Source organism: Microseira sp. BLCC-F43 (genome assembly GCF_041929235.1).
In the GTDB taxonomy this organism is placed as follows: Bacteria; Cyanobacteriota; Cyanobacteriia; order Cyanobacteriales; family Aerosakkonemataceae; genus Microseira.
In genome coordinates this window covers 1-19718 of record NZ_JBHFNP010000073.1, presented here as the reverse complement: position 1 = coordinate 19718, position 19718 = coordinate 1, and the positions used below count along the sequence as shown (strand labels likewise).

23 protein-coding genes are annotated in these 19718 nt (G+C 45.0%); 14 read left to right on the top strand and 9 right to left on the bottom strand.

All coding sequences use genetic code 11. From position 1 onward, the window contains the following. Positions 1-13: 13 nt before the first annotated feature. Entirely contained in the window at positions 14-388 is a 375-nt protein-coding gene (locus ACE1CM_RS11740) for a DNA-binding protein (RefSeq protein WP_374877653.1), read from the top strand. 617 nt (positions 389-1005) lie between these two features. Here the strand turns inward: ACE1CM_RS11740 and ACE1CM_RS11735 are convergent. After that, positions 1006-2319, bottom strand: coding sequence for a VWA domain-containing protein (locus ACE1CM_RS11735; protein ID WP_374877652.1), 1314 nt, complete (start codon positions 2317-2319; stop codon positions 1006-1008). Between the two features lie 744 nt (positions 2320-3063). On the opposite strand from ACE1CM_RS11735, the gene ACE1CM_RS11730 reads away from it, so the two are divergent. From ACE1CM_RS11730 to coaBC, 3 genes are all read left to right on the top strand, one after another. Then, positions 3064-3711, top strand: coding sequence for an alpha/beta hydrolase (locus tag ACE1CM_RS11730; RefSeq protein ID WP_374877651.1), 648 nt, complete (start codon positions 3064-3066; stop codon positions 3709-3711). A 123-nt stretch (positions 3712-3834) separates the two neighbouring features. Continuing rightward, positions 3835-4047 (top strand): DUF2555 domain-containing protein, encoded by a 213-nt coding sequence (locus tag ACE1CM_RS11725; protein ID WP_226576707.1) that lies wholly within the window; start codon positions 3835-3837, stop codon positions 4045-4047. A 94-nt stretch (positions 4048-4141) separates the two neighbouring features. Continuing rightward, on the top strand, positions 4142-5383 hold the full coding sequence (gene coaBC, locus ACE1CM_RS11720; RefSeq protein WP_374877650.1) for a bifunctional phosphopantothenoylcysteine decarboxylase/phosphopantothenate--cysteine ligase CoaBC: 1242 nt from the start codon (positions 4142-4144) through the stop codon (positions 5381-5383). 175 nt (positions 5384-5558) lie between these two features. On the opposite strand, the gene ACE1CM_RS11715 is transcribed toward coaBC, so the two are convergent. The 4 genes from ACE1CM_RS11715 to ACE1CM_RS11700 form a co-directional block, all read right to left on the bottom strand. Then, positions 5559-6833, bottom strand: coding sequence for a glycosyltransferase (locus ACE1CM_RS11715; protein ID WP_374877649.1), 1275 nt, complete (start codon positions 6831-6833; stop codon positions 5559-5561). Between the two features lie 334 nt (positions 6834-7167). Beyond that, a complete protein-coding gene (locus ACE1CM_RS11710; protein WP_374877648.1) occupies positions 7168-7497 on the bottom strand; it encodes a NirD/YgiW/YdeI family stress tolerance protein in 330 nt (109 codons plus the stop codon). Between the two features lie 134 nt (positions 7498-7631). Further along, positions 7632-8942, bottom strand: a complete 1311-nt coding sequence (locus ACE1CM_RS11705; protein WP_374877647.1) for a sensor histidine kinase — start codon at positions 8940-8942, stop codon at positions 7632-7634. Positions 8943-8946: 4 nt separating this feature from the next. Beyond that, positions 8947-9621 carry a response regulator transcription factor gene (locus ACE1CM_RS11700; RefSeq protein WP_374877646.1) on the bottom strand — a complete coding sequence of 225 codons (675 nt, stop codon included), beginning with the start codon at positions 9619-9621 and terminating at the stop codon, positions 8947-8949. Positions 9622-9769: 148 nt separating this feature from the next. On the opposite strand from ACE1CM_RS11700, the gene ACE1CM_RS11695 reads away from it, so the two are divergent. Next, positions 9770-10060 (top strand): hypothetical protein, encoded by a 291-nt coding sequence (locus ACE1CM_RS11695; RefSeq protein ID WP_374877645.1) that lies wholly within the window; start codon positions 9770-9772, stop codon positions 10058-10060. 267 nt (positions 10061-10327) lie between these two features. Continuing rightward, positions 10328-11869 carry a GMC family oxidoreductase gene (locus tag ACE1CM_RS11690; RefSeq protein ID WP_374877644.1) on the top strand — a complete coding sequence of 514 codons (1542 nt, stop codon included), beginning with the start codon at positions 10328-10330 and terminating at the stop codon, positions 11867-11869. A 229-nt stretch (positions 11870-12098) separates the two neighbouring features. On the opposite strand, the gene ACE1CM_RS11685 is transcribed toward ACE1CM_RS11690, so the two are convergent. Then, positions 12099-12323: a hypothetical protein gene (locus ACE1CM_RS11685; RefSeq protein ID WP_374877643.1), complete on the bottom strand. Its 225-nt coding sequence runs from the start codon at positions 12321-12323 to the stop codon at positions 12099-12101. 302 nt (positions 12324-12625) lie between these two features. On the opposite strand from ACE1CM_RS11685, the gene ACE1CM_RS11680 reads away from it, so the two are divergent. Continuing rightward, positions 12626-13003: a hypothetical protein gene (locus tag ACE1CM_RS11680; RefSeq protein ID WP_374877642.1), complete on the top strand. Its 378-nt coding sequence runs from the start codon at positions 12626-12628 to the stop codon at positions 13001-13003. After that, positions 12921-13376: a transposase gene (locus tag ACE1CM_RS11675; RefSeq protein ID WP_374877684.1), complete on the top strand. Its 456-nt coding sequence runs from the start codon at positions 12921-12923 to the stop codon at positions 13374-13376. The genes ACE1CM_RS11680 and ACE1CM_RS11675 overlap by 83 nt, the downstream gene beginning before the upstream one ends. Here the strand turns inward: ACE1CM_RS11675 and ACE1CM_RS11670 are convergent. Both ACE1CM_RS11670 and ACE1CM_RS11665 read right to left on the bottom strand, forming a co-directional pair. Then, positions 13361-13558, bottom strand: a complete 198-nt coding sequence (locus tag ACE1CM_RS11670; protein WP_374877641.1) for an endo-1,4-beta-xylanase — start codon at positions 13556-13558, stop codon at positions 13361-13363. The two genes, ACE1CM_RS11675 and ACE1CM_RS11670, sit on opposite strands and share 16 nt — an antisense overlap. Before the next feature lie 62 nt (positions 13559-13620). Continuing rightward, positions 13621-14058, bottom strand: coding sequence for an efflux RND transporter periplasmic adaptor subunit (locus ACE1CM_RS11665; protein ID WP_374877640.1), 438 nt, complete (start codon positions 14056-14058; stop codon positions 13621-13623). Between ACE1CM_RS11665 and ACE1CM_RS11660 the strand changes: the two genes are divergently transcribed. The 6 genes from ACE1CM_RS11660 (at position 14001) to ACE1CM_RS11635 (ending at position 17980) form a co-directional block, all read left to right on the top strand. After that, on the top strand, positions 14001-16058 hold the full coding sequence (locus tag ACE1CM_RS11660; RefSeq protein ID WP_374877639.1) for a S8 family serine peptidase: 2058 nt from the start codon (positions 14001-14003) through the stop codon (positions 16056-16058). The two genes, ACE1CM_RS11665 and ACE1CM_RS11660, sit on opposite strands and share 58 nt — an antisense overlap. Before the next feature lie 285 nt (positions 16059-16343). Beyond that, positions 16344-16643 (top strand): hypothetical protein, encoded by a 300-nt coding sequence (locus tag ACE1CM_RS11655; RefSeq protein WP_374877638.1) that lies wholly within the window; start codon positions 16344-16346, stop codon positions 16641-16643. A 62-nt stretch (positions 16644-16705) separates the two neighbouring features. Continuing rightward, entirely contained in the window at positions 16706-16840 is a 135-nt protein-coding gene (locus tag ACE1CM_RS11650; RefSeq protein WP_374877637.1) for a hypothetical protein, read from the top strand. A gap of 94 nt (positions 16841-16934) precedes the next feature. Further along, positions 16935-17162: a hypothetical protein gene (locus ACE1CM_RS11645; RefSeq protein WP_374877636.1), complete on the top strand. Its 228-nt coding sequence runs from the start codon at positions 16935-16937 to the stop codon at positions 17160-17162. An 81-nt stretch (positions 17163-17243) separates the two neighbouring features. Then, entirely contained in the window at positions 17244-17426 is a 183-nt protein-coding gene (locus ACE1CM_RS11640; RefSeq protein WP_374877635.1) for a SitI3 family protein, read from the top strand. Positions 17427-17527: 101 nt separating this feature from the next. After that, positions 17528-17980 (top strand): SitI3 family protein, encoded by a 453-nt coding sequence (locus ACE1CM_RS11635; protein ID WP_374877634.1) that lies wholly within the window; start codon positions 17528-17530, stop codon positions 17978-17980. A 618-nt stretch (positions 17981-18598) separates the two neighbouring features. On the opposite strand, the gene ACE1CM_RS11630 is transcribed toward ACE1CM_RS11635, so the two are convergent. Then, positions 18599-19015 (bottom strand): hypothetical protein, encoded by a 417-nt coding sequence (locus ACE1CM_RS11630; protein WP_374877633.1) that lies wholly within the window; start codon positions 19013-19015, stop codon positions 18599-18601. Positions 19016-19718 lie beyond the last annotated feature (703 nt).

The window sequence follows — 19718 nt, the reverse complement described above, 5'->3', positions numbered from 1 at the left end:
CTGCTGTACTAAAATGAAAAGAAGAATTTTACCGATACTAACAATGGCTTTGCTAGTAACGGCAATTCCAGAAGCGATCGCGCAAATACGGATTCGAGATTTGCAGAGAAATTCCGGTACAACCGTATCTGGAATTGTCAGACGAATCGTTGGTAATGAATTTATTCTCGATGATGGTACAGGACAAATTATTGTAGATGCTGGGCCGCGTTGGTATCGCCAAATTAATTTATCTGAAGGCGAACGAGTCACGGTTGTGGGTGAATATGATGATTATGATTTTGATGCTTATCGGATTACTAGATCCAATGGTCAAATAATTCAAATCCGCAATCCAGAAGGCCCTCCCCCTTGGGCAGGCGATCGCGGTCGTCGCAATAGAAATTAGGCTAAAATTCGCTATAATTCGCTAGGGTAGCATCTCTATGCTACCCTACTATAATGGGAAAAATGCTCCTTCTATGTCACAATCTCACACAACTATGACTGCAAACCTACAACGCTAATACACTCCAGAAAAATACCTCGAACTAGAGGAAGCTGCCGACTATAAAGAATTCAATGGAGAAATCATTCCTATTGCAGGTGCATCAAGAAATAATCATAGTAAATATTAAGCATCTGTATTTATATTTATTGGTGCGTTACACTGCTTTAACGCACCCTACAGGAAAAGCTGTATCTACACAGTCGGGTGAGTCAGCGACCACATATACATCAGCATATATGTATCCATGTTAGTGATACATTATGAAAGAAAAATCAATTAGAATTCGGCTATCTCAAAGGCAACGGTTACACAGTTAGTTGAAGATTGGATTGATCGACTACCAGCGAAAGAGATTGGGGATTCGTCATCGACCCCTATCTCCGATCAACCTGACGGTTGATATTGGTCAGAGGTCAATTCCTCATTCCCCGGCAATTCATCACGCTGCTAACCAACGGTCAACCAGGGAACTTCTGGTCGCAATTAGTGAAAATCCCGCCCTCGGGGACGGGGAGTCAACCTTTATCGCTAGAATCGGGTTGAGAAACACCTATCAGCGTGGGGTCGAAAGGCTCGTCGCTACCCTTTTTAGATATTTTTCTCAATTGCCGCGATTGCAGGTCAAAATTTAGATTAGCCAGGGTTTGAGCTTCCTTTTCCATCATAGGGGAGTTGGGAGCGCACAAAACTCGTCTGCGCGCATCTTTTAACAATTGACTGGCAGCTTCATAATTGCCGTGGGCGATTTGTTGCATCGCTTCTTTTTTAGCCCTTGCTGCCATCATCAGCGTCACCCGTTGCTGAACTTGTGGATGAGGCAGAAATTCCTCTAGCTGATTTGAGGACATCACGGGTAAATGTAGTGCTTTGAAGATTTTTTGCTGCATATCCTGTTGCGGATCCATCCAACCCAAACGGAAGTAGCACAGATCTGCCGCCTGTTCGATCGGTGGAACGTGGAGTCGCACCACGACTTCCAGCGCGTTGCCCATGACTAAATTCGGCAATTGGAACTGCCCCCGACTATCGCAAGTCAAATCGCTTAGCACGTCTTCCAGTTCTACTGACGCTTGAGGGTTAACCGCAAGCGTCACTGTATGTCCAATCGTTGCGATCAAATCTTGCAGTTCGGTGCGGAAGATGGTTGGTAGTTTTTGCGACGATGCAATGTAGTAATATTGCCCACCTCCCTGGCGAGCCATCACCATCAGCAGATTTTCGTAATAAGCGTTACCGACGCCCATCGTCGTGGTGCTAACGCCTCGTTGTGCCAGATCGTATACATCTGTGCCGATTACTTGATTATTCCGCTCGCCCACCCCTGCTAGTCCGTCCGAAAGCAGAATCACCCGATTTAAATGTTCCGGATTGAGATGCTTCACCACTTGCATCGCACCTGCCAACCAACCTGCATGGAGAGCGCTGCCGCATCCAGGCTCAATTTGCTGGATTTGATAGATAATATTGGCTTTATCCTCTGCTTGCGTACTATTTACCAAAGTGTGGATCGCGCGATCAAACGTGATTACGCTGATCCGGTCGTTGGGTCGAAGTTGCTGCACGGCATAGCAAGCTGCTTGGCGAACCAAATCGATTTTCTGCCCTTTCATCGAACCGGAGCGGTCAATCACCAAACTTAAATTGAGCGCTGGTCTTTTGAGCTTCAATTCTATTGCTGGCGGGATGATTCTCACCAGAACGTCCAGGGTGGAGGGTCGGTCTGAACTGACTGCAGCACGTAAGGGTAGTAATTCGATTTGGGGTTTAGGCTCTTCCATCCCGACGATCTCCTTGGGGTGGCGCTTGAGAGGAGCGATTGTTGCTTTCATGGCAGCGCTGTGAACTACATTTTTTCCCTACATACTAGGGTAATTTATCTCCTAATGATATATTGAAATGCGAGTTTTCACGGATTCTTCATAACTCTATCCCTGTCCTTAACAGAACCTTATAATACAGAATTTAAGTTTAGATCTGGTTTGTCAAGAACAGGTTAAGTCAAGCGAAACCGGGTTTCTGTTGCCATAGAAACTTATACCATTTTCCTTTGTTGACGCTACCTCTAAATTTCTCTTTTTGCTTTTTTTGTTTTCCTCTCCCCCAGTATATATAGGAGCGCTAAGGGAAACTGGTATTACTTTTCTCTCCAATTTGACCCAAAACATTGATTTGACTAACATCGTGTTACCCATCAGTTGTAGAATAGAGACGATTTGAGTCGTCCCAGTCTCTCCAACGCCCACCGGACATGGCGCTTCAGTTGAGATAATCATCATCAAAACGCCCACCGGACATGGGTGTCTTCCCCCTCACCCCCTGACACCTCTGTTTGTGATTCCTGTTCCAAACAATAACTATTAGGGAAAGAATATGAACCGATCTGAATGACTGAGGGTGAGGCTTTGACTGATGTATAGCATTCAGTAGCACTAGATCAGCCGCAGATAGGGGTTGAACCAGTTTAACGTCGGTGTGCGTTGGCGCAGCTAGCCCTTGGCAGATCGCGGCAGCAACGCTGGCGCGGATGCGCTATGCCAGCCGCAGGCATATCGCTCATACAAGTTTAAAATCGAATGGGTATGCATTTATCCGATCAAGGAGCAACTTTGGAGTCTCTCAGCACAATTACCATTCCCCCCACAACCGGACAACCACCAACGGGAACCATTGTCTGTTTGCACGGCTATGGAGCCAACGCCCAAGATTTGGCCTCCTTAGCACCCTATTTAAAGTTATACGATTACCAGTTCATTTTTCCCGATGCCCCCTTTCCTCACCCGCAAGTGCCAGGGGGAAAGGCATGGTACAGCTTTGAGAATAATGATGGTTTAACCGAAAGTCAGCAAATTCTGACTGACTGGATTTCTTCTTTAGAAAAAAATACTGGAGTGCCTTTGTCGCGCACAATTCTAAGTGGATTTTCCCAGGGGGGTGCAATGACTCTTGATGTGGGGTTGAAATTTCCTTTAGCAGGTTTGGTGAGTCTGAGCGGTTATTTGCATAGTGGTGCTGGTGAAACAAAGATGGATTCGTTTCCTCCTGTATTAATCGTGCATGGCGAACAAGATATGGTAGTCCCGGTGAATGCGGCTCAAAACGCAAGAACGACTTTAACCAATTTGGGGGTAGCTGTGGAATATCAAGAATTTGACATGGGGCATGAAGTTACCTTAGAGGTTTTAAATTTAATGCGAAGTTTTGTATTGCAAGTGATGTCTTGAGAATCGCCAGCTTAAAGCCACGGGGATGATGGAACGAAGGTATTTTTTAATTCACGGGATGAAGTGGGTAGTATAGTAAGAATGAATGCGGGAGACAAATCCCGCTCGCAAGAGGTGCCGGGGATGAAAAAAGCAAGCATTTCTAACCGCGATATTGCGGCGATGAGCGTAGCAGATGTAGCCGAGTTGGCTGCAAGGCTAGAGCGAGATGAATATAAGAGTGCGTTTGAAGGGTTGGAAGATTGGCATTTGCTGCGAGCGATCGCTTTTCAGCGTCCAGAGTTAGTCGAGCCATATATCCACCTACTCGATCTCGAACCCTACGATGAAGCGTAACCGATTTTAGAATGACTAATGGCTAATGGCTAATTGTTTATAGAAAAAACCAATTAGTAATTAGCAATTAGCAATTAGCAATTACCAATTACCGATGACAATCCCAAAATCCAGGCGGGTTTTAATTGGTATAGGCGGTGGTATTGCCGCCTATAAAGTCTGTGAAGTGGTTTCAGCACTGGCAAAATCTGGCATCGAAGTGCGAGCCATTTTAACCGATGCTGCTTGTGAATTTATCACGCCCTTAACGGTAACCACTCTTTGCCGCCATCCCGCATACAGAGATAAAGATTTTTGGCAACCTAAACACGGGCGTCCATTACATATTGAATTGGGAGAATGGGCAGAAGTTTTGGCGATCGCTCCCTTAACAGCGAATACTTTAGCAAAACTCGCCCACGGTTTTGCTGATAATTTACTAACTAATACAGTACTCGCTTCTACCTGTCCAATTTTACTAGCACCGGCAATGAATACTGATATGTGGGAACAGGCGGCGGTGCAGCGGAATTGGCAGCAAATTCAACAGGATACCCGGTATCATAGTGTAGGGCCAGGAGCGGGGATATTGGCTTGCGATCGCATCGGGAAAGGACGCATGGCAGAACCCCCAGAAATATTAACCCACATTCAATCTTTATTGCACACAAAAGGCCAGCGAGACTTATCTGGAAAGCAAGTATTAATCAGTGCGGGAGGAACGCGGGAACATCTAGACCCGGTGCGCTTTATTGGCAACCCCTCCACGGGTAAAATGGGAATTGCTCTAGCACAGGCAGCCGTTCACCGAGGAGCGCATGTAACCTTGGTACACGGCCCGATGGACGCGAAATTAGTGGAATCGGTGGGGGATATTAGAGCGATCGCGATCGCCAGTGCTGCCGAAATGCATCAAGCAATGCTAGAACATTTTTCCCAAGCCGATTTAACTATCATGTCGGCGGCGGTAGCTGATGTTAAACCAGCCAATTATAGTCATGAAAAATTACCAAAAAAATCCCTTCCGACTGCCTTACCTTTAGAACAAGTACCGGATATTTTAGCAGAATTAGGACATTTAAAACAACCCCATCAACGCTTAATTGGATTTGCCGCCCAAACCGGAGATATTGTGACGCCAGCCTGGGAAAAAATGCGGCGAAAAAAAGTCGATGCAATAGTTGCCAATCCGATTGATAAATCCGATAGTGGTTTTGGCAGCGACAATAACCAAGCTATCTTTTTAGACACCCAAGGACGCCAGTTAGAAATTCAACCTTGTTCTAAATTAGAAATGTCTCATCATTTGTTTGATTTTATATTAGATTGCTCGGCAAATAACAGATTTAAGAAATAGCATTTTACCAGGGTGCTACGCAGATGCTTTGTCAATTGTAGATGAAATAGATCGAATGAGTAAGCAAGCAATTATGGGTAATATACAAACATCGATCTAAAGAATGATGCTCAAATTGAGTAAAAATAAAGTTGAGCAACGATTAACTAAATTGATCTGGACAAAAACAAATAGATCATACTCTTAAAAAAGCCTTATCAGTGATAGTTGACTGCCAGATAGAAAGAAGATCCTTTGTCAAGAAGGTTTCCCAAGTCGGATAGTCTATTTGACTTTGTTGATAAGTCGCGAGCCCCATGGCGGATAGTGTGGATGGGTTGTCCATGAGAGTAGCGATCGCGGTTGCCCAATACTCTGGATCGTTACTATTAATTAGAAGTCCATCCCAACTTGATTGACGAACAAGTTGAGCGCTCCCTCCTTGCGAGGACACCAGAACGGGGATACCTGATGCTTTTGCTTCAATCACCGCATTGCTACAGATTTCTGTAGTTGAGGGAAACACAAACAGATCTGCGCTTGTGTACAGCCATGCCAGCGTTGACTGGGGCACTACTCCCGTTAATGTAACGGCATTTCCCAGCAAAGTTTGAATTTCTTGGGCATAATTGCCTTGCCCTGCCATCAAAGCGTGTACTGGGCGATCTTGCTTAAGCAAAATATGTACTGTTTGAGCAAAGGTTTGCACATTCTTGCAGGCATCTAAGCGACCGACATACAGAAGCAAGAACTTTTCTGGTGAAATGTTGTAGAAGCGATGTAATTTTTCTTGATCTCGCTGTCTGGGATGGAACCGCGACCGATCAATACCGCGACGCAAGTAGGAAACACGGTCGCTGGGAAGAAATTGGGTAACCTTCTGATAATCATCCGGCTGGGAAACGAATACATGAGCGCAGTGGGTCAAATAGCGTTTCAGTTTACGTTCAATACCTTGTCTCGCTTGCTGGTGAATCTGCCATCGCTCGAGTAAGAGGTGGCTTCCCCAGCCACTTTTAAATAATCTTCGGATTACTTCTGCTGTATGAATTTGGGTGTATTTTGGCACATCTGTATGCAAGGAAGCAACTAATGGTTTTTGGAAATATCTGGCAAACAACTGTGCCGTTTTTCCAAAGGGAAATAAGGGAAATAATGGATGAGTTGCATGTAAAACATCATGTTGCTTCAGATGTGAAAACAGCATGGGATTGATGGGAGCCAGATCCGTATGTTCGGTCATGTCACCTAGAAACGGTAACTGCTGTGTGCCAAAAACTGGAGGACAAATAACGTACCGAACGCGATCGCAAAGTTGAACAAGATTGTATTGGTCACCTAAGAAATACAGTGTCAAATCAAGCGAACATTTTGACGTGGCTGCGGCTTCAGCAAGTCGTTCCCAGCACTTTACATGTCCTCCGGATTCTTTCCGCCACCAAAGATCGATCAATACGCCGACAGATAACATTTAGCACTCACTGTTTAGAAACTGATATCATGTCCGGTCGATTACCCGCGATCGGGAGCCGGGACACGGCATTATTAACGTTATCTGTGTCCGAGATATCTATGATGCCGTGTCCCTACGCAACGACGAGGTGAGGTTTTTTTATTATGGGCAATTCAACGGACACGATATGATTTACAAACGTCGCCTTCTGGCACCAGAATTGCATAGATAGCCAGATGCTTATGCTTGGCATTAGTTGTAGTTGTAGGTTGGATCCTTGGAACGAAACCCAACCTATGAAGGATTGGATAAATTGATCGCCCTAAGTACGGGAGAGCCAACAAGACTGTACTTAATCATCAAAAACGGGGATGACCTTCCCGTCAGAGGATTGAAGACGGATAGCTTCAAACTTGTTGTCATCATCGTATGTGCCGAAAACCGTAATCCGATCGCCTGGTTTAAGTTTTGCTTGTCGTAAGGGTTGGGACTCGGCCTCAACTAGAATTTGACCTGTACCATCATCTAATACAAAATCCTCGCGGTAAACCTGCACAACTCGTCCCACCAGGGTGACACTATTTGCCTGCTGCAAATTACGAATGGTTGTTTGGGCGTAAGCAGTTGCCGGAACTGCCAGAAAAGTTGTGAGTGCAAGTGTGCTTGCCAGCTTTAGTTTCATCGTGACCTCCAATTTAGGCTGCTTTATCTGCTTGGTTTCTATATTGAAGGAGAAAAGTAACATGAAGGTTTCAATCACAGGACAATCGCAGTGGAGATGGTGGAGATGGTGCCGTACACTCGTCAGATTGCACCCTACATATGGAGACGTTGCGTAAGTCCTGAATCAGAGGAAGATGACAGGGGCAATTTGATCTCAAACGTAGAACCTTTGCCAAGAGTGCTTTGAACGGCAATCTGCCCTTGGTGTGCAGCCACAATTTGACGCGCGATCGCCAATCCTAGCCCAAATCCCCCTGTTTGGCGAGATCGGACTCGATCTGCTCGATAAAAGCGATCGAAAATGCGCGGTAAATCCTCAGAGGAAATTCCCATTCCAGTGTCATTCACCTGAATTACTGCCCATCGGGAGGAAAGCAGTAAACAAAGATGAATTTTACCGCCTTCTGGTGTGTAGCGATGAGCGTTACTTAAAAGGTTAACGATTGCCTGTCGCAATAAATCTGGTTCAGCTTGTAGCGTCACCGACTGGTTGGGCAACTCGCTCGTCAAAATCTGATGCTTCTGCTGAACTCTAGCTGAATATTCCACTATTAACGATTGAATCAGCGCCACAAGATCGACAGTTTTTAACATTTCTGGGGCTAATCTTCCTTCATGGCGCGCCAGAAAAAGCAGCTGACTGACCAGCAGACTCATCGATTCTGTAACCTCTGCAATGATTTTCAATCGCGTATGTTGCTCCTGGGGATCGATCGGTTCCATTAATGCCACTTGAGCATGACTGAGAATGCCCGCCAGTGGTGTACGCAGTTCATGGGAGGCATCAGCAGTAAATTGCTGAAGTAGCTCATAAGACTGGCGGATTGGTTGCATTGCTTTACCACCGAGAAACCACCCCGTCAATGCGATCGCCCCCAAAGCTAGAGGAACACCTACGATTAAAAACAACCGCAGTTGTCGTAACGGTTCTTCAACCGAAATCAGGGGGGCAGCCACTTGCAAGTATCCAATCAGTTGCTCGTCTTGATAGACAGGTAAGGTAAGCTGTCGCAGACGGTGCGGTGGAAACTCGCCAGCACTATCAGCAGTCAGGGTTTGAAAACCCGAGGGAGTTGTCAACTGGGAGGGTGGAATTGGACCAATAAACTGAAGCAGTTGTTTTTCTGGAGTGTACCAGCGAGCAAAAACCAGATTGCTACTCAGGGGTAAAGAATCACGACCAAGAATCGGCACATTTTCCAGATCAATTCGTTTCTGTCCCTCATAGACTAAATTTTCGACTCCCGCTGCCAAGATCCGGCTGGTGTCGTAGAGAGTCTGGTCAAAGGCTTGCAGGCGATCGCGTGCCTCTCGCACGTACAGGATACCTGCAAAAACGACTAGAATGCTCCCCATTGAGAGCGTAAACCAGATGGCTAAATTGCTACGGCTGCGATTGAACATAGAATCAGCTAGGAACGCTCAAGCAATATCCCATACCGTACACAGTTTGTAGCCAATCATCTGCCCCAACTACCTGCAATCGTCGGCGTAGACGATGAATCAAAATAGTCATCGCCTTACTTTCGGGCACCATATCCCATTCCCATAAGGCATGTTCAATCTGATCGCGGGTTAGGACTTGGCGAGGATGACGCATGAAGTATTCCATCAACTGGAATTCTCGCCCTGAAAGTTGAATCTGTTGTCCTTGGCGCTTGATTGTAAGTGTTGTCAAATCCAGTTCCAGATCGTGAAATGTTAGTAGATCTCCCTGCCACTGAGGCGATCGCAGCCCCAATGCCCGCACCCGCGCTAACAGTTCGATCAAATTGACAGGTTTGACCAGGTAATCATCGGCTCCCACATCCAGCCCAGTCACTTTGTCATAGATACTATCCTTTGCCGTCAAGAATAACACGGGAGCCATTTTGCCCAGCTGTCGATATTGCTGACATAACTCAATACCACTCACATTTGGTAACATCCAATCGAGAATCAGGAGGTCATAATTTCGTTCGGTTATCAATCGCTGGGCTGTTGCGCCGTCTTGCACGGCGTCCACTCCATGCCCTGCTTTAGCGAGCGCTGTTTTCATCGGTTCCAGTTGGATAGGATGGTCTTCAACCAATAAAATCTTCATCCCAACGTACAATCAACTCAGGTCTAAGAATACTACTACACTCGCTATGCTTTATTCTCGTTGGTCTGTCTACTTATCACGTCTTGGCTTCAAGTTGGGGTTACTTCTGGTAGTGGTCGGAGTTTTATTTGGGCTAGGGACCCGATGGGTGAGCGATCGCGTTCTTAGTCAACCTTCTACCACCCTGGATAAACTCGAAGCCCAAGGACAGTACCAGGTCCAACTTTCTTTGAAGCTGACTGTCTTGTCGATCGATGCTGCAATCGATCGCACGGACAACATTTCTGAGGTAAATGTGCGAACGATGGGTTCTGCGTTAGAAGAAATGGAATTCAAATTTCCAACCACTGAGTTTACTGGTGTAGAAAAGGCGATCGCTCAAGAACTCGGACTCTCACCAAACGACATTCGCAAATTGATTCGGTATCGACTTGATTGAGCGGTTGCTGAGCGTGAATCGAGATCAAACTGAAAAAGATTAGACTCATTTTCTCGTTAATATAAATCCGCCCTGTTTTCCATTCTGTTTGGCTGTGTGCGGCAAAAAACAGAATATCCCACCCTGAAGCATCCCAAAGTTGCGCGTTAAATTCCTGACTGATGTTATTGACAATAACCACGATTTATGATTGGGTAATTTTTGTCAGAAAACCAACTTCAAAGTTTTGCAGTTATTAGAGTAGTTGAATACACAAGCGAGGATGTCATGACTCAATACGATTATGTTGTCATTGGTGCAGGTTCGGCAGGCTGTGTATTAGCCAACCGCCTCACCGAAGATGGAAAAACGACGGTGTTGTTGCTCGAAGCTGGTAATCCGGATACGAAACCAGAAATCCACCTGCCTATAACCTGGCCCAAACTATGGGGTACGGAAGTGGACTGGGCATATTTTACCGAAGCAGAACCGCAGCTAAATAATCGCAAAATCTATTGTCCGCGCGGTAAAGTTTTAGGTGGCAGCAGTTCAATTAATGCCATGATTTATATCAGAGGCAACCGTCACGATTTCGACCATTGGCAAGCATTAGGCAATCCGGGTTGGAGTTACCAAGATGTGTTGCCCTACTTCAAGAAATCTGAAAACCAGCAGCGCGGTGCATCCGAATTTCATGGTGTTGATGGACTGCTTAACGTCACTGATGCACTTGAACCTAACGTGGTATCACAACGCTTTATTGACGCAGCTGACGCACTGGGATATGGGCGCAATCCTGATTTTAATGGCGCGATTCAGGAAGGTGCGGGAATGTTTCAGCTAACCATCAAAGATGGAAAGCGGCAAAGTACGGCGGTTGCATTCCTGCATCCAATTTTAGGGCGCCGCAATTTAACGACTACTACCAGCGCATTAGTCACTCGTTTATTGTTTGAGGGGACACGCACAATTGGGGTGGAATATCTGCACAATGGGACGCTGCACCAAGCTTTTGTAAACCAGGAAGTAATTCTTTCTGCTGGGGCGTTTGATTCACCGAAACTGCTCATGCTTTCGGGAATTGGCAATGCCCAAGATTTGCGTGCATTAGGAATTTCTCCCGTCGTTGATTTGCCCGGTGTGGGTCAAAATCTCCAAGACCACCTAGCTGTTGGTGCCGCCTACCTTGCTACTGTTGATGTGCTACCTGCACCAACCAGCAACCTCGGAGAAGCTGGGTTGTTCCTTCATACTGAAAATGGGTCCGACGCTGCGCCAAATTTACAATTTCACTTTGGTGTACTCCTGTGGGTGCAACCTGAGTTTGCCCGCCCTGGTTCGGGATTTTCCATTGTGCCATGTCTACTCCATCCCCAGAGTCGCGGTAGCGTTAGTTTGCGTTCTTCTTCCCCTAACGACTCACCAATAATTCGGATGAACTATCTTCAAAGTGAGGCAGATTTACAAGTTCTAGTAGAAGGGATAAAAATTTCGCGAAATCTTGCTAATTCAGGAGCATTTGATGAGTACTTGGGCGAAGAAGTTGCTCCTAGTGCCAACGTCACAAGCGATGAAGACATTAAAGCTTACATTAGACAAAATAGTGATAGTCTTTATCATCCTGTCGGCACTTGCAAAATGGGAACTGATTCAATGGCGGTTGTAGACCCCGAATTGCGAGTACATGGTGTTGAGGGTTTGCGCGTCGTCGATGCATCAATTATGCCAACCCTGACTTCGGGAAACACGAATGCACCCACAATTATGATAGGGGAAAAAGCAGCCGATTTGATTAAAGGTTCAAGTCAGGTTTCACAGCCAGAATATTGAACAATTGGTAGGCGCGTAACTGTTTGAATTTACCTGAGTTTGAAACCCAGTTATATTTACTGGTTTTTATTTTTATTTTAAATTAAATTAAACAATAATCAAGAGCGAATAAGGGTATAATAATTAGTACAGCCATGTCTTTCCGTTTTGTTGCGTGGCTTGAGCTTTCATAGGGACGTATTTGCCGCTGACAAAGCCAGTTTAGGATTTATTTGGGCTTAAAATTTGTTTAAGTCCCGTTAAGATAAGATCTATCTACTAAAGAAGAGGAAACAGAAGTAGTTAAATTTGCTCTAAAAGAATAACTGGATTCTTGCTTGAGCCGTAATTGCCCCTGTTCAGATTCTGGAAAAATCTGGTTAATTCGTGCTTGGCTGAAAGCTCCCTGTTGCAAATGTTTAATAGTTAAGGTTGCTGCATCTTCCTCATAAGCAAATCCCCATGAGCGAGTCAACCAATTTTTGAGGATTCCTACACAGCCGACTGAGCCATAAAATAGATATTCGTAATGGTTTTCTAAACATGGTTCTTCTTGTAAGGGAAGATGCTGCTCCCTGGTTATAATAACTATAATAAATTCAGTAATATCTTCATTTTCATCAATTTGGTAAGGAGTTAAAAGATGTCAATTAGGAAAGTAGCCACCATGTTTGCTGTTAGTAAAATTTTAGTACAAAACCAGGCACGATCAACAACAAATCGAGGGTAGTTTACAGCCCAAACAGAGGGTTAAACCGCAATTGGGTAATCTGAAAAATGCGTCAGAAGAAATTAGATTACTGGTGGCAGATAATCCAGATGCAACTTTGGTTGAGTTGTGTGAATTATTTGCACTTTCATACCGGAAATTGGGTGAGTAGGACGGCAATGTGTCCCTGGCAAGCAGAAATTAGGACTCAATCGCAAAAAAAAACATGGTACAGCAGCCAAGCCGCGACAGAAAGAGTCCAAAAATTAAGAGTGGAGTATTGGGAAAAGATCAAACATATAGATCCAAAAAACCTAGTATTTTTGGATGAAACTGGGATTTTACTGGGGGTAACCAGAACTCATCACGGTACAAACTGGCACAAGAGTATCCTCACTAAAACCATTTTATCGCTCTGCAAAAGTCACAGCAATTGGCGCAATTAGTATTAACAAAGTGCTGGCATTGATGACAATGAATGATTCAATGGATGGACAGGCAGCCGGATTTATTGAAGAATTTTTATGTCCTCAATTATGGGCGGTATCGGTAGTAGTGATGGATAATTTACCCGCTGATAAATTAGCATCAATTGTGCCAATGATTGAAGCTATAGGTGCTAGTGTTATTTGTTGTTATCCATACTTTCCAGATTTTAACCCCATTGAACTGTGGTGGTCACAGCTAAAATCTTTTTTACGTCGGTTCGCTCCAACTACCACGTCCATGATTGATACAATAATTGCAGTTGCCCTCAACTTAATAAATTCTCAACATTTAAGAAATTGGTTGGCTCATTGTTGTTACTGTACCTCATAACAGCGGGAACCGCTGTAAGTGTTAGGGTTTTGGCAAACAACATGACACTTCATCCCGTTTTCGGGAACGAGTAGGTTAAATTGAGCAGCTAAAACGTTTTGATATTGGCTCTGTTTAATCAGTGCGAAGTTATTGACGGCTGCCCCAATTTTGAGATTCCCAGCTAGTTCTCTCAGTGCCATAATTTAATGATTTCCTTAATTTCAAGTGCCATTCTTTGAGGGTCTTGTCTAAACCATGAATCCTAGAAAAACTTGCCAATCGGCACTAGCTTGACAAACTCCTGTTGCCACTTCTGATACAGCCGCATTTGTTCCGCCTCAATATGGGCATACCCTTGCAACCCCGGTCGCAGCAGATTATCCCTTTGATTCAAAGCTACCCTTACCGTCACAGAAGGTTGCTGCGCCGTATCCGACTGCACCACCGGGGCAATATCAACCGCTGGCACCGTGCCAGTAAACTCTAGCAAACCAGTCCCCTGGGGACGGAACGTCACTTTTACACCAGGCTTGACATGAGGCGCGACAACCGGGCGAATCTGCACCGAAACCGTCAGCTGACTCAAATCCACAACCTGCAACAGCGTCGCACCTGCTTCAATATGCCAAAGACAACCAAGTCTTGGTCGTCGCAGGGGCTGGCAACCAGGGGGGAACGATGTCGGCGAGGGGTCAGGCATCAAAGGAGTTTGACAATATGATCGCCGTTGGGGCGGCTGATGGCACGAACCGCGCTGCCTATTCTAGCTTTGGCGCGGGTCTGGACTTGCTGGCATCAGGCAGCACGGGCAGCTTCACGGGTACTTCCAGGGCAGCAGCAGAAGTAACGGGGGCGGTGTCCCAGGTATGGGCTGCCAACCCGCAGTTGAGCTATCAGCAGGTGAAAAACATTCTCTTGCAAACTGCGACCGACCTTTCCGCGCCGGGGTGGGACGACCAGACAGGCTTTGGGTTGCTCTCCTTGGCGGCGGCGGTGGAGTTGGCTAAAGCGGTTGCACAAGAGTTGCCAAAAGCTTCAGAAAGTCCCAATCTCGCTTTAATTCCCGCGTCCGATGAACCGGGTGTCCTTCCTGGCGAACGTCCTGCTAATAGTTACTCTTACTCGTATAGCAACAGCGGGGACGGGTATTCCTCTTCTTACTCGTATACCAGCAACTACACCGGGGATTGGAATGCGGGAACCTCTGACTATTCCAGTCGCTCGGAAAGCAGCTCGAATTCCAGCAGTAGCTCTGATGGATACTCCTACAACAGTCGCAGCAACTCTTTAAGCACTTCCGAGAGTCACTCTGATTGGACCCCCAGTTGGAGCCGATATAACTCGAGCAGCGATTATTCTAATACCTCGTCAAGTAACTCTCAGTGCAGCTCAAATGGGTATTCGTATACCAGCAGCAGCTCTAGTTCTAGCTCTTCGTCGGGAGACTCCCAGTGGGAGGGCGAATACAGTCGGGTTTCATCTGAGGGACGCTCCCACGGTGAAGGCAACTACCGGAGTTCTTATGAGAGTAGTACTTCTACCGAGAGCAGCTACTCGGATGGCTCTGGGTATACCAGTATTAGCTCTAATTCTTCTGACTCGGTGACGCAATGGACTTCTTCTTGGGATAACAACAGCGGTTACCGCTATACGTCTACAACGACTCAAACCAGTTGGTACTACTCGTATAGTTTACATTACTGGGCTCTTGGCTACCGTTGGTCTTGGCAGCTTACTAGCACCTCTTCTCAATCCGGCTACCGAGACGGTCAGTATTGGAGTAGCAACCCCGTTACTCAAACTTTGTCTGACAGTGGCGAGGTTGAGTTTAATGATGTTTTTTACTTTAACGAAGATGATTACTTTGACTCTGGCAGTGGGGGCGATGACTCTAACGAGGGTGGCTCTGGCGATAAGTCGCTCGATGACTATTCTCCTACGGGTTTTGATCGCCCCCTTTTTCCTCTTGGTTTTCCTTCTATGTATGATCGACAGCTGATACGAGAAACGCAGGAACGCCTTTCAAAAACTCCACTTACCTCATTACATGCAAGCATCATACAAACAGCCATACAAACGCAAGCTGCCCAAGGTACTAACGAGTGGGATTTGGGAGATTTTAACCAGTGGAAGGCTGGTTTACTTAATATCAATCAATTCAAAAATCAGTGGGTATGTGGCTACAAAAACGTTATCAACGCAGCAGCGACTGAATTTAATATTCCTCCAAGATTGCTGGCAGCAGTGGCCTGGAGAGAAGTCGGGGGAGACCCTCACTTCTTAGACGACTGGGGTTTCTATTTCCGTATTTTATCTGGAAACCTGGAAGCAGCCAAGAAAACTTCCTTTGGTAACGTAACTATACAGGTAAGGAGAGCTGCTGAGGCATTGGGATATAACCCTACTCAGTTGAGTGATGGGCAAGTGTTTCAAATCATCAAGTCACTCCGAGAGCCTCGACAGAACATATTTATCGTTGCCAAACATTTATCATATCTCAGATCTCGTTACCTTCCAGGCAAAAGTGCTGGGGCAATAACAGAAAGAGAGCTATTAGCACTAGCTGGAGCTTTCTTCGCAGAGCCTGTATACGCGACGCTTGAAGACTTCTGGACGCCATATAATACAAAGGGAGATAACTATGCCGGAGGGTATGGTCGAAGTGCATTTAACGGCCTCAATCAGTCTGGATGCTTTTAACCGAAACCGTGAAAAATTTAATTCTCACTTGAAAAATTCTGGAACAGGTCAGATGAAAGTTATCTAAGTAGCAGACTCGCATGAGGTAAGGCTTTTGCCGGGTGGGCATTTTGCTCACTCAGTCAGCGCCAATTTAATACAAGTGCCGCTGATACAGGCAGTTGAGTCAAGAGGTGGTTTAAAATTGACTAAAAAATTACGAATTTACAGCCATAAAATGTACTATTTCTCAGCATTTTGCTTGTTATTTTTATAAAATTTATTACCTATTTTTGCATATTATTTTTGAGTCAAAATAATAGTAATTTATATCGCTTTGCTGATGATGCAGGGATTTATACGCATCGAGTTATTTTAGATGAAGATGCATTAATTGGGAGAATCCTCTTATCTATAATCGGTTTTATCTGTGGAGCTTTATCTACTTTGATTTCATTTTGGGGATGGCGTAAAAGCCGGACAAACAAAATCATTAAGTACATTTTTGCATTTTTACTGATTACTTCAGTAATAGAAATGAGATTTTGTGGCTATCGTCATGTAGAACTACAAAGTATTTCGCATAATTTTTATAAATCGCAGTAAGGACATTAAGATATCAGCGTCAAGCTGTCGATTACCAAGGTTAAGGGAAAGAACGCATATAGATGAATCCCGCTCTTGAACAAAAGCTTTGGAACGCAGGTCAAGGCGAAGCAGCATATACCGAAATTTGGGCTAAAATTATTGATGCCCTCCTAGATGATTTTCATAAGTTTGTTGGGCAGGATTTTCAACGTTGACTTAGAGATTAAATACCCACATTCCCCATCATTTAGTCGATGGATGTAGACTGGTGAGAGAAAAAAATCTCCGCTGTAAACAGCGTGGTCGGCTATGATTGGTGGTCAGATGGTAGGTACTGAAAGTGGGAAAGATGTTTTTCATGTTAGTCTGACGCTGTTTCTCTTCGATGTGACTAGCAAAAAGCGTTTGTGCCTAAAAACTGGCGAGAGTATGCTTGAGTTTGTTTTTGAAAAACAATCCGATGGTCATGGATGTTGGCGTACACTGGGGTGGTTTAAGGATGAATGGGGTGAGTGGGAAGATGTTGAGTATGAGTGAACTAGAGATACTTGGCGGGCGTCGTTATTAGAACGATAACGGAAGCCCCCAAAAATCGAGCTATGATTGAAATCCTTCCTAATGGAGTTGCTGCGTCAGGTTTCAGGGGAGGCTGTGTTACTGTTCAATGGTGAGAGGATAGTGCTTCAGAGACTGGGAGGACAACTGCTGCTTAATCAAGAGTTTAACCCTTGGATTACATCTTTCCTTCCTCTTGTGACGCTGCCATATGATTTAAAAAATATTCCATCCCCGTTGCTTTAGGGTTTAAATAAAGCCCCCTCTTGTGGATGAAGATATGGCGCAATTAACGAGTCATTGATCTCTCAGCGTTTTCTTTACCCCATTAAACAAGAGGAGACAAAATGTCAATAGACTATCAGTTATACCTATCAACCGCTCTGGAGCCGCTTCAATCCTTAAATATTCTGTCTAAAAGTTTTGACTTTGAGTGGAGTTCAGAGTTGCCAAATCCCTGGCTGTTTAGGGAAGAAATAGTGATAGGATCGCTGTCGGATGATGAGCCATCCATTATGGAAGAGGCGTTTGGATTTAGACCAACGATATATGTGTGGTTTCGGGTTGCTAAGAATCAGTATGGTGAGAAAGGATTTCGCACCATGCTACAAGCAGTGATGGAGTTGCTGCGTCAGATTACAGGCGATGCTGTGTTTCTTTCCAATGGTGAGGTTATATTGTTTCAGAGATTAGGAGGACAATTGCTGCTTAATGAACAGTGCAATTCTTGGATTACATCTTACCTTCCTCTTGTGACGCTGCCCTATGAAGTACGGAATCTTCCATCCCCGTGGCTGTAAGTTGGATTCAAGATGTGTAATTTCTTACTTCTGACCAGACAAACAAACCAAAAATTTGCTATGTCAACGCGAGGTTCTCCCTGTTTCTCTTGACCGACAAATATAAGGTGATTGACCCAAAATAGAAGTTTTTCGCCTTGTAACCAAGCACTGGTCATCGCGATGGCAATAAACAAAACTAAACGTACTAATTTATCATGTGTTGCTTGAGATCCTTCTCGCATTATAACCACCAGTTTTACAATCCTTAAACATGGCTTCAATTCCCCATCGCTGTTTATAAACTTTCACGATGCGCTAAATCCCCCTTGCTTAGTGAGCAGATACCAAGGATCTTTTTCTTGTTGATTTTTATATTTTATTCGCCAAGAGACAGCTAAATTAAACCGACCAAATCCTTTTTTATGAGTCATGTTAATTTGTGAGTAAAATTTTCGTTTACCAGGCGCTATCTTAACGCTTGATAAAGAATTAAACTTTCGTCTTTTTTGGCAAAAATTCGTGTCCTTTTTTTGCCTCAACACGAACTCCACTCCTTAACGGTCTATCCACTGCGCCAGATCTACACTGTGGAATTCTCTGTCTCAATCAATCACTATGTGGTGAGTTTTAAATAGTCTAATGGCTGGTGGCAAGACAGGCAAGTTGCTCCCTGAAATCACTGGATCCTTTTTTCGAAAATAAAATCCAAAAAATGGGAAAAGCTCGTTCTTGATAAATCGCACTCACCATTAAAATATTATTTTCTTGATTAGCGAGGTCGCCCAAAGGAATTGACGCGCTGGCGTTGGCACAAGCCTTAGCGTCAGCAAGTATCGCGCATAAGCCACCCAGTTCTTCTGCCAATTGCCCTAATGTTCGTTGGAATTGTCGTATCTGTTCGCACCCGACTGATGAGAGAGATTGGCCCAACCCACAGAGGCGCATATACTCGGATATGCTTAGCCCTGCGATGCGTGCTTTACTTGTTAACGCATAGTGTTCGGCATCGCTGACGAGAAACTTGATTACCTTGTTTTTGTTGTCCTTGCCCACCACAGCACCTGCATTCCATCTATCTCCATAGTTAGCGCATTAATAAGGGGGGGGCGTCTTTCTATCCGATGAATTTTATAGCCATATTTATATTGCTTGCTCACCCTCTAGTCGCAAAACTTATCGTGATTTATGCCCAAGAAGGTAGGCGAATAAGGGTGTCGAACGGTTATATTTGACAACCCGGGAAGACGATGTAAGTTCTACCAAGTTCTTGATGCCCTCTGCGAGCTACCTTCTCCCTCCCTCTAGGAAGAATTGTATTAATTCTATTCTTTCCGCTTACTTCCCCTTGAGCAGTAGCTGCCAAGGGTTTTTTTTCGTTGTAGCGATCGCAGGGTCTCCCCTGGAAACAACAACAGCGCCTCACGACAGATGTCCCGCAATAGCCTATACCCATAACTTAATTTCTGGGTTTATAATAGAAAGTTTTACCATTAAGGGTTAAGTTGTGGAGGTCGCAACGGGTTACTGCCACGCTCTTGACTAGCCCCAAAAAGTGTGTTTATGGTGGTAGCTGAGAGAAAACTGAGAGGTCAACCGCCCCACCCACAAGGGGATGGGGCTTGTAACTAACCGATAGAATCGGCCCAAACATAAGGCACATTGACCGATGCCTGCTCTTGAGTCCCTTGTTGGGTAGAAGAGAGAATATAGTCGTCGCGAATGTTTAAAGCAGCATTAAAATCGGCATGAGTTCGAT

Bases quoted from the DNA above. Each gene is read 5' to 3' on its own strand.
- ACE1CM_RS11680 (WP_374877642.1), top strand. From the start codon at position 12,626: ATGCGTCAGAAGAAATTAGATTACTGGTGGCAGATAATCCAGATGCAA.
- ACE1CM_RS11715 (WP_374877649.1), bottom strand. From the start codon at position 6,833: ATGTTATCTGTCGGCGTATTGATCGATCTTTGGTGGCGGAAAGAATCC.
- ACE1CM_RS11650 (WP_374877637.1), top strand. From the start codon at position 16,706: ATGAATCCCGCTCTTGAACAAAAGCTTTGGAACGCAGGTCAAGGCGAA.
- ACE1CM_RS11645 (WP_374877636.1), top strand. From the start codon at position 16,935: ATGATTGGTGGTCAGATGGTAGGTACTGAAAGTGGGAAAGATGTTTTT.
- ACE1CM_RS11740 (WP_374877653.1), top strand. From the start codon at position 14: ATGAAAAGAAGAATTTTACCGATACTAACAATGGCTTTGCTAGTAACG.
- ACE1CM_RS11690 (WP_374877644.1), top strand. From the start codon at position 10,328: ATGACTCAATACGATTATGTTGTCATTGGTGCAGGTTCGGCAGGCTGT.
- ACE1CM_RS11735 (WP_374877652.1), bottom strand. From the start codon at position 2,319: ATGAAAGCAACAATCGCTCCTCTCAAGCGCCACCCCAAGGAGATCGTC.
- ACE1CM_RS11730 (WP_374877651.1), top strand. From the start codon at position 3,064: ATGGGTATGCATTTATCCGATCAAGGAGCAACTTTGGAGTCTCTCAGC.
- coaBC (WP_374877650.1), top strand. From the start codon at position 4,142: ATGACAATCCCAAAATCCAGGCGGGTTTTAATTGGTATAGGCGGTGGT.
- ACE1CM_RS11640 (WP_374877635.1), top strand. From the start codon at position 17,244: ATGGAGTTGCTGCGTCAGGTTTCAGGGGAGGCTGTGTTACTGTTCAAT.
- ACE1CM_RS11670 (WP_374877641.1), bottom strand. From the start codon at position 13,558: ATGGCACTGAGAGAACTAGCTGGGAATCTCAAAATTGGGGCAGCCGTC.
- ACE1CM_RS11710 (WP_374877648.1), bottom strand. From the start codon at position 7,497: ATGAAACTAAAGCTGGCAAGCACACTTGCACTCACAACTTTTCTGGCA.
- ACE1CM_RS11725 (WP_226576707.1), top strand. From the start codon at position 3,835: ATGAAAAAAGCAAGCATTTCTAACCGCGATATTGCGGCGATGAGCGTA.
- ACE1CM_RS11665 (WP_374877640.1), bottom strand. From the start codon at position 14,058: ATGCCTGACCCCTCGCCGACATCGTTCCCCCCTGGTTGCCAGCCCCTG.
- ACE1CM_RS11700 (WP_374877646.1), bottom strand. From the start codon at position 9,621: ATGAAGATTTTATTGGTTGAAGACCATCCTATCCAACTGGAACCGATG.
- ACE1CM_RS11705 (WP_374877647.1), bottom strand. From the start codon at position 8,942: ATGTTCAATCGCAGCCGTAGCAATTTAGCCATCTGGTTTACGCTCTCA.
- ACE1CM_RS11635 (WP_374877634.1), top strand. From the start codon at position 17,528: ATGTCAATAGACTATCAGTTATACCTATCAACCGCTCTGGAGCCGCTT.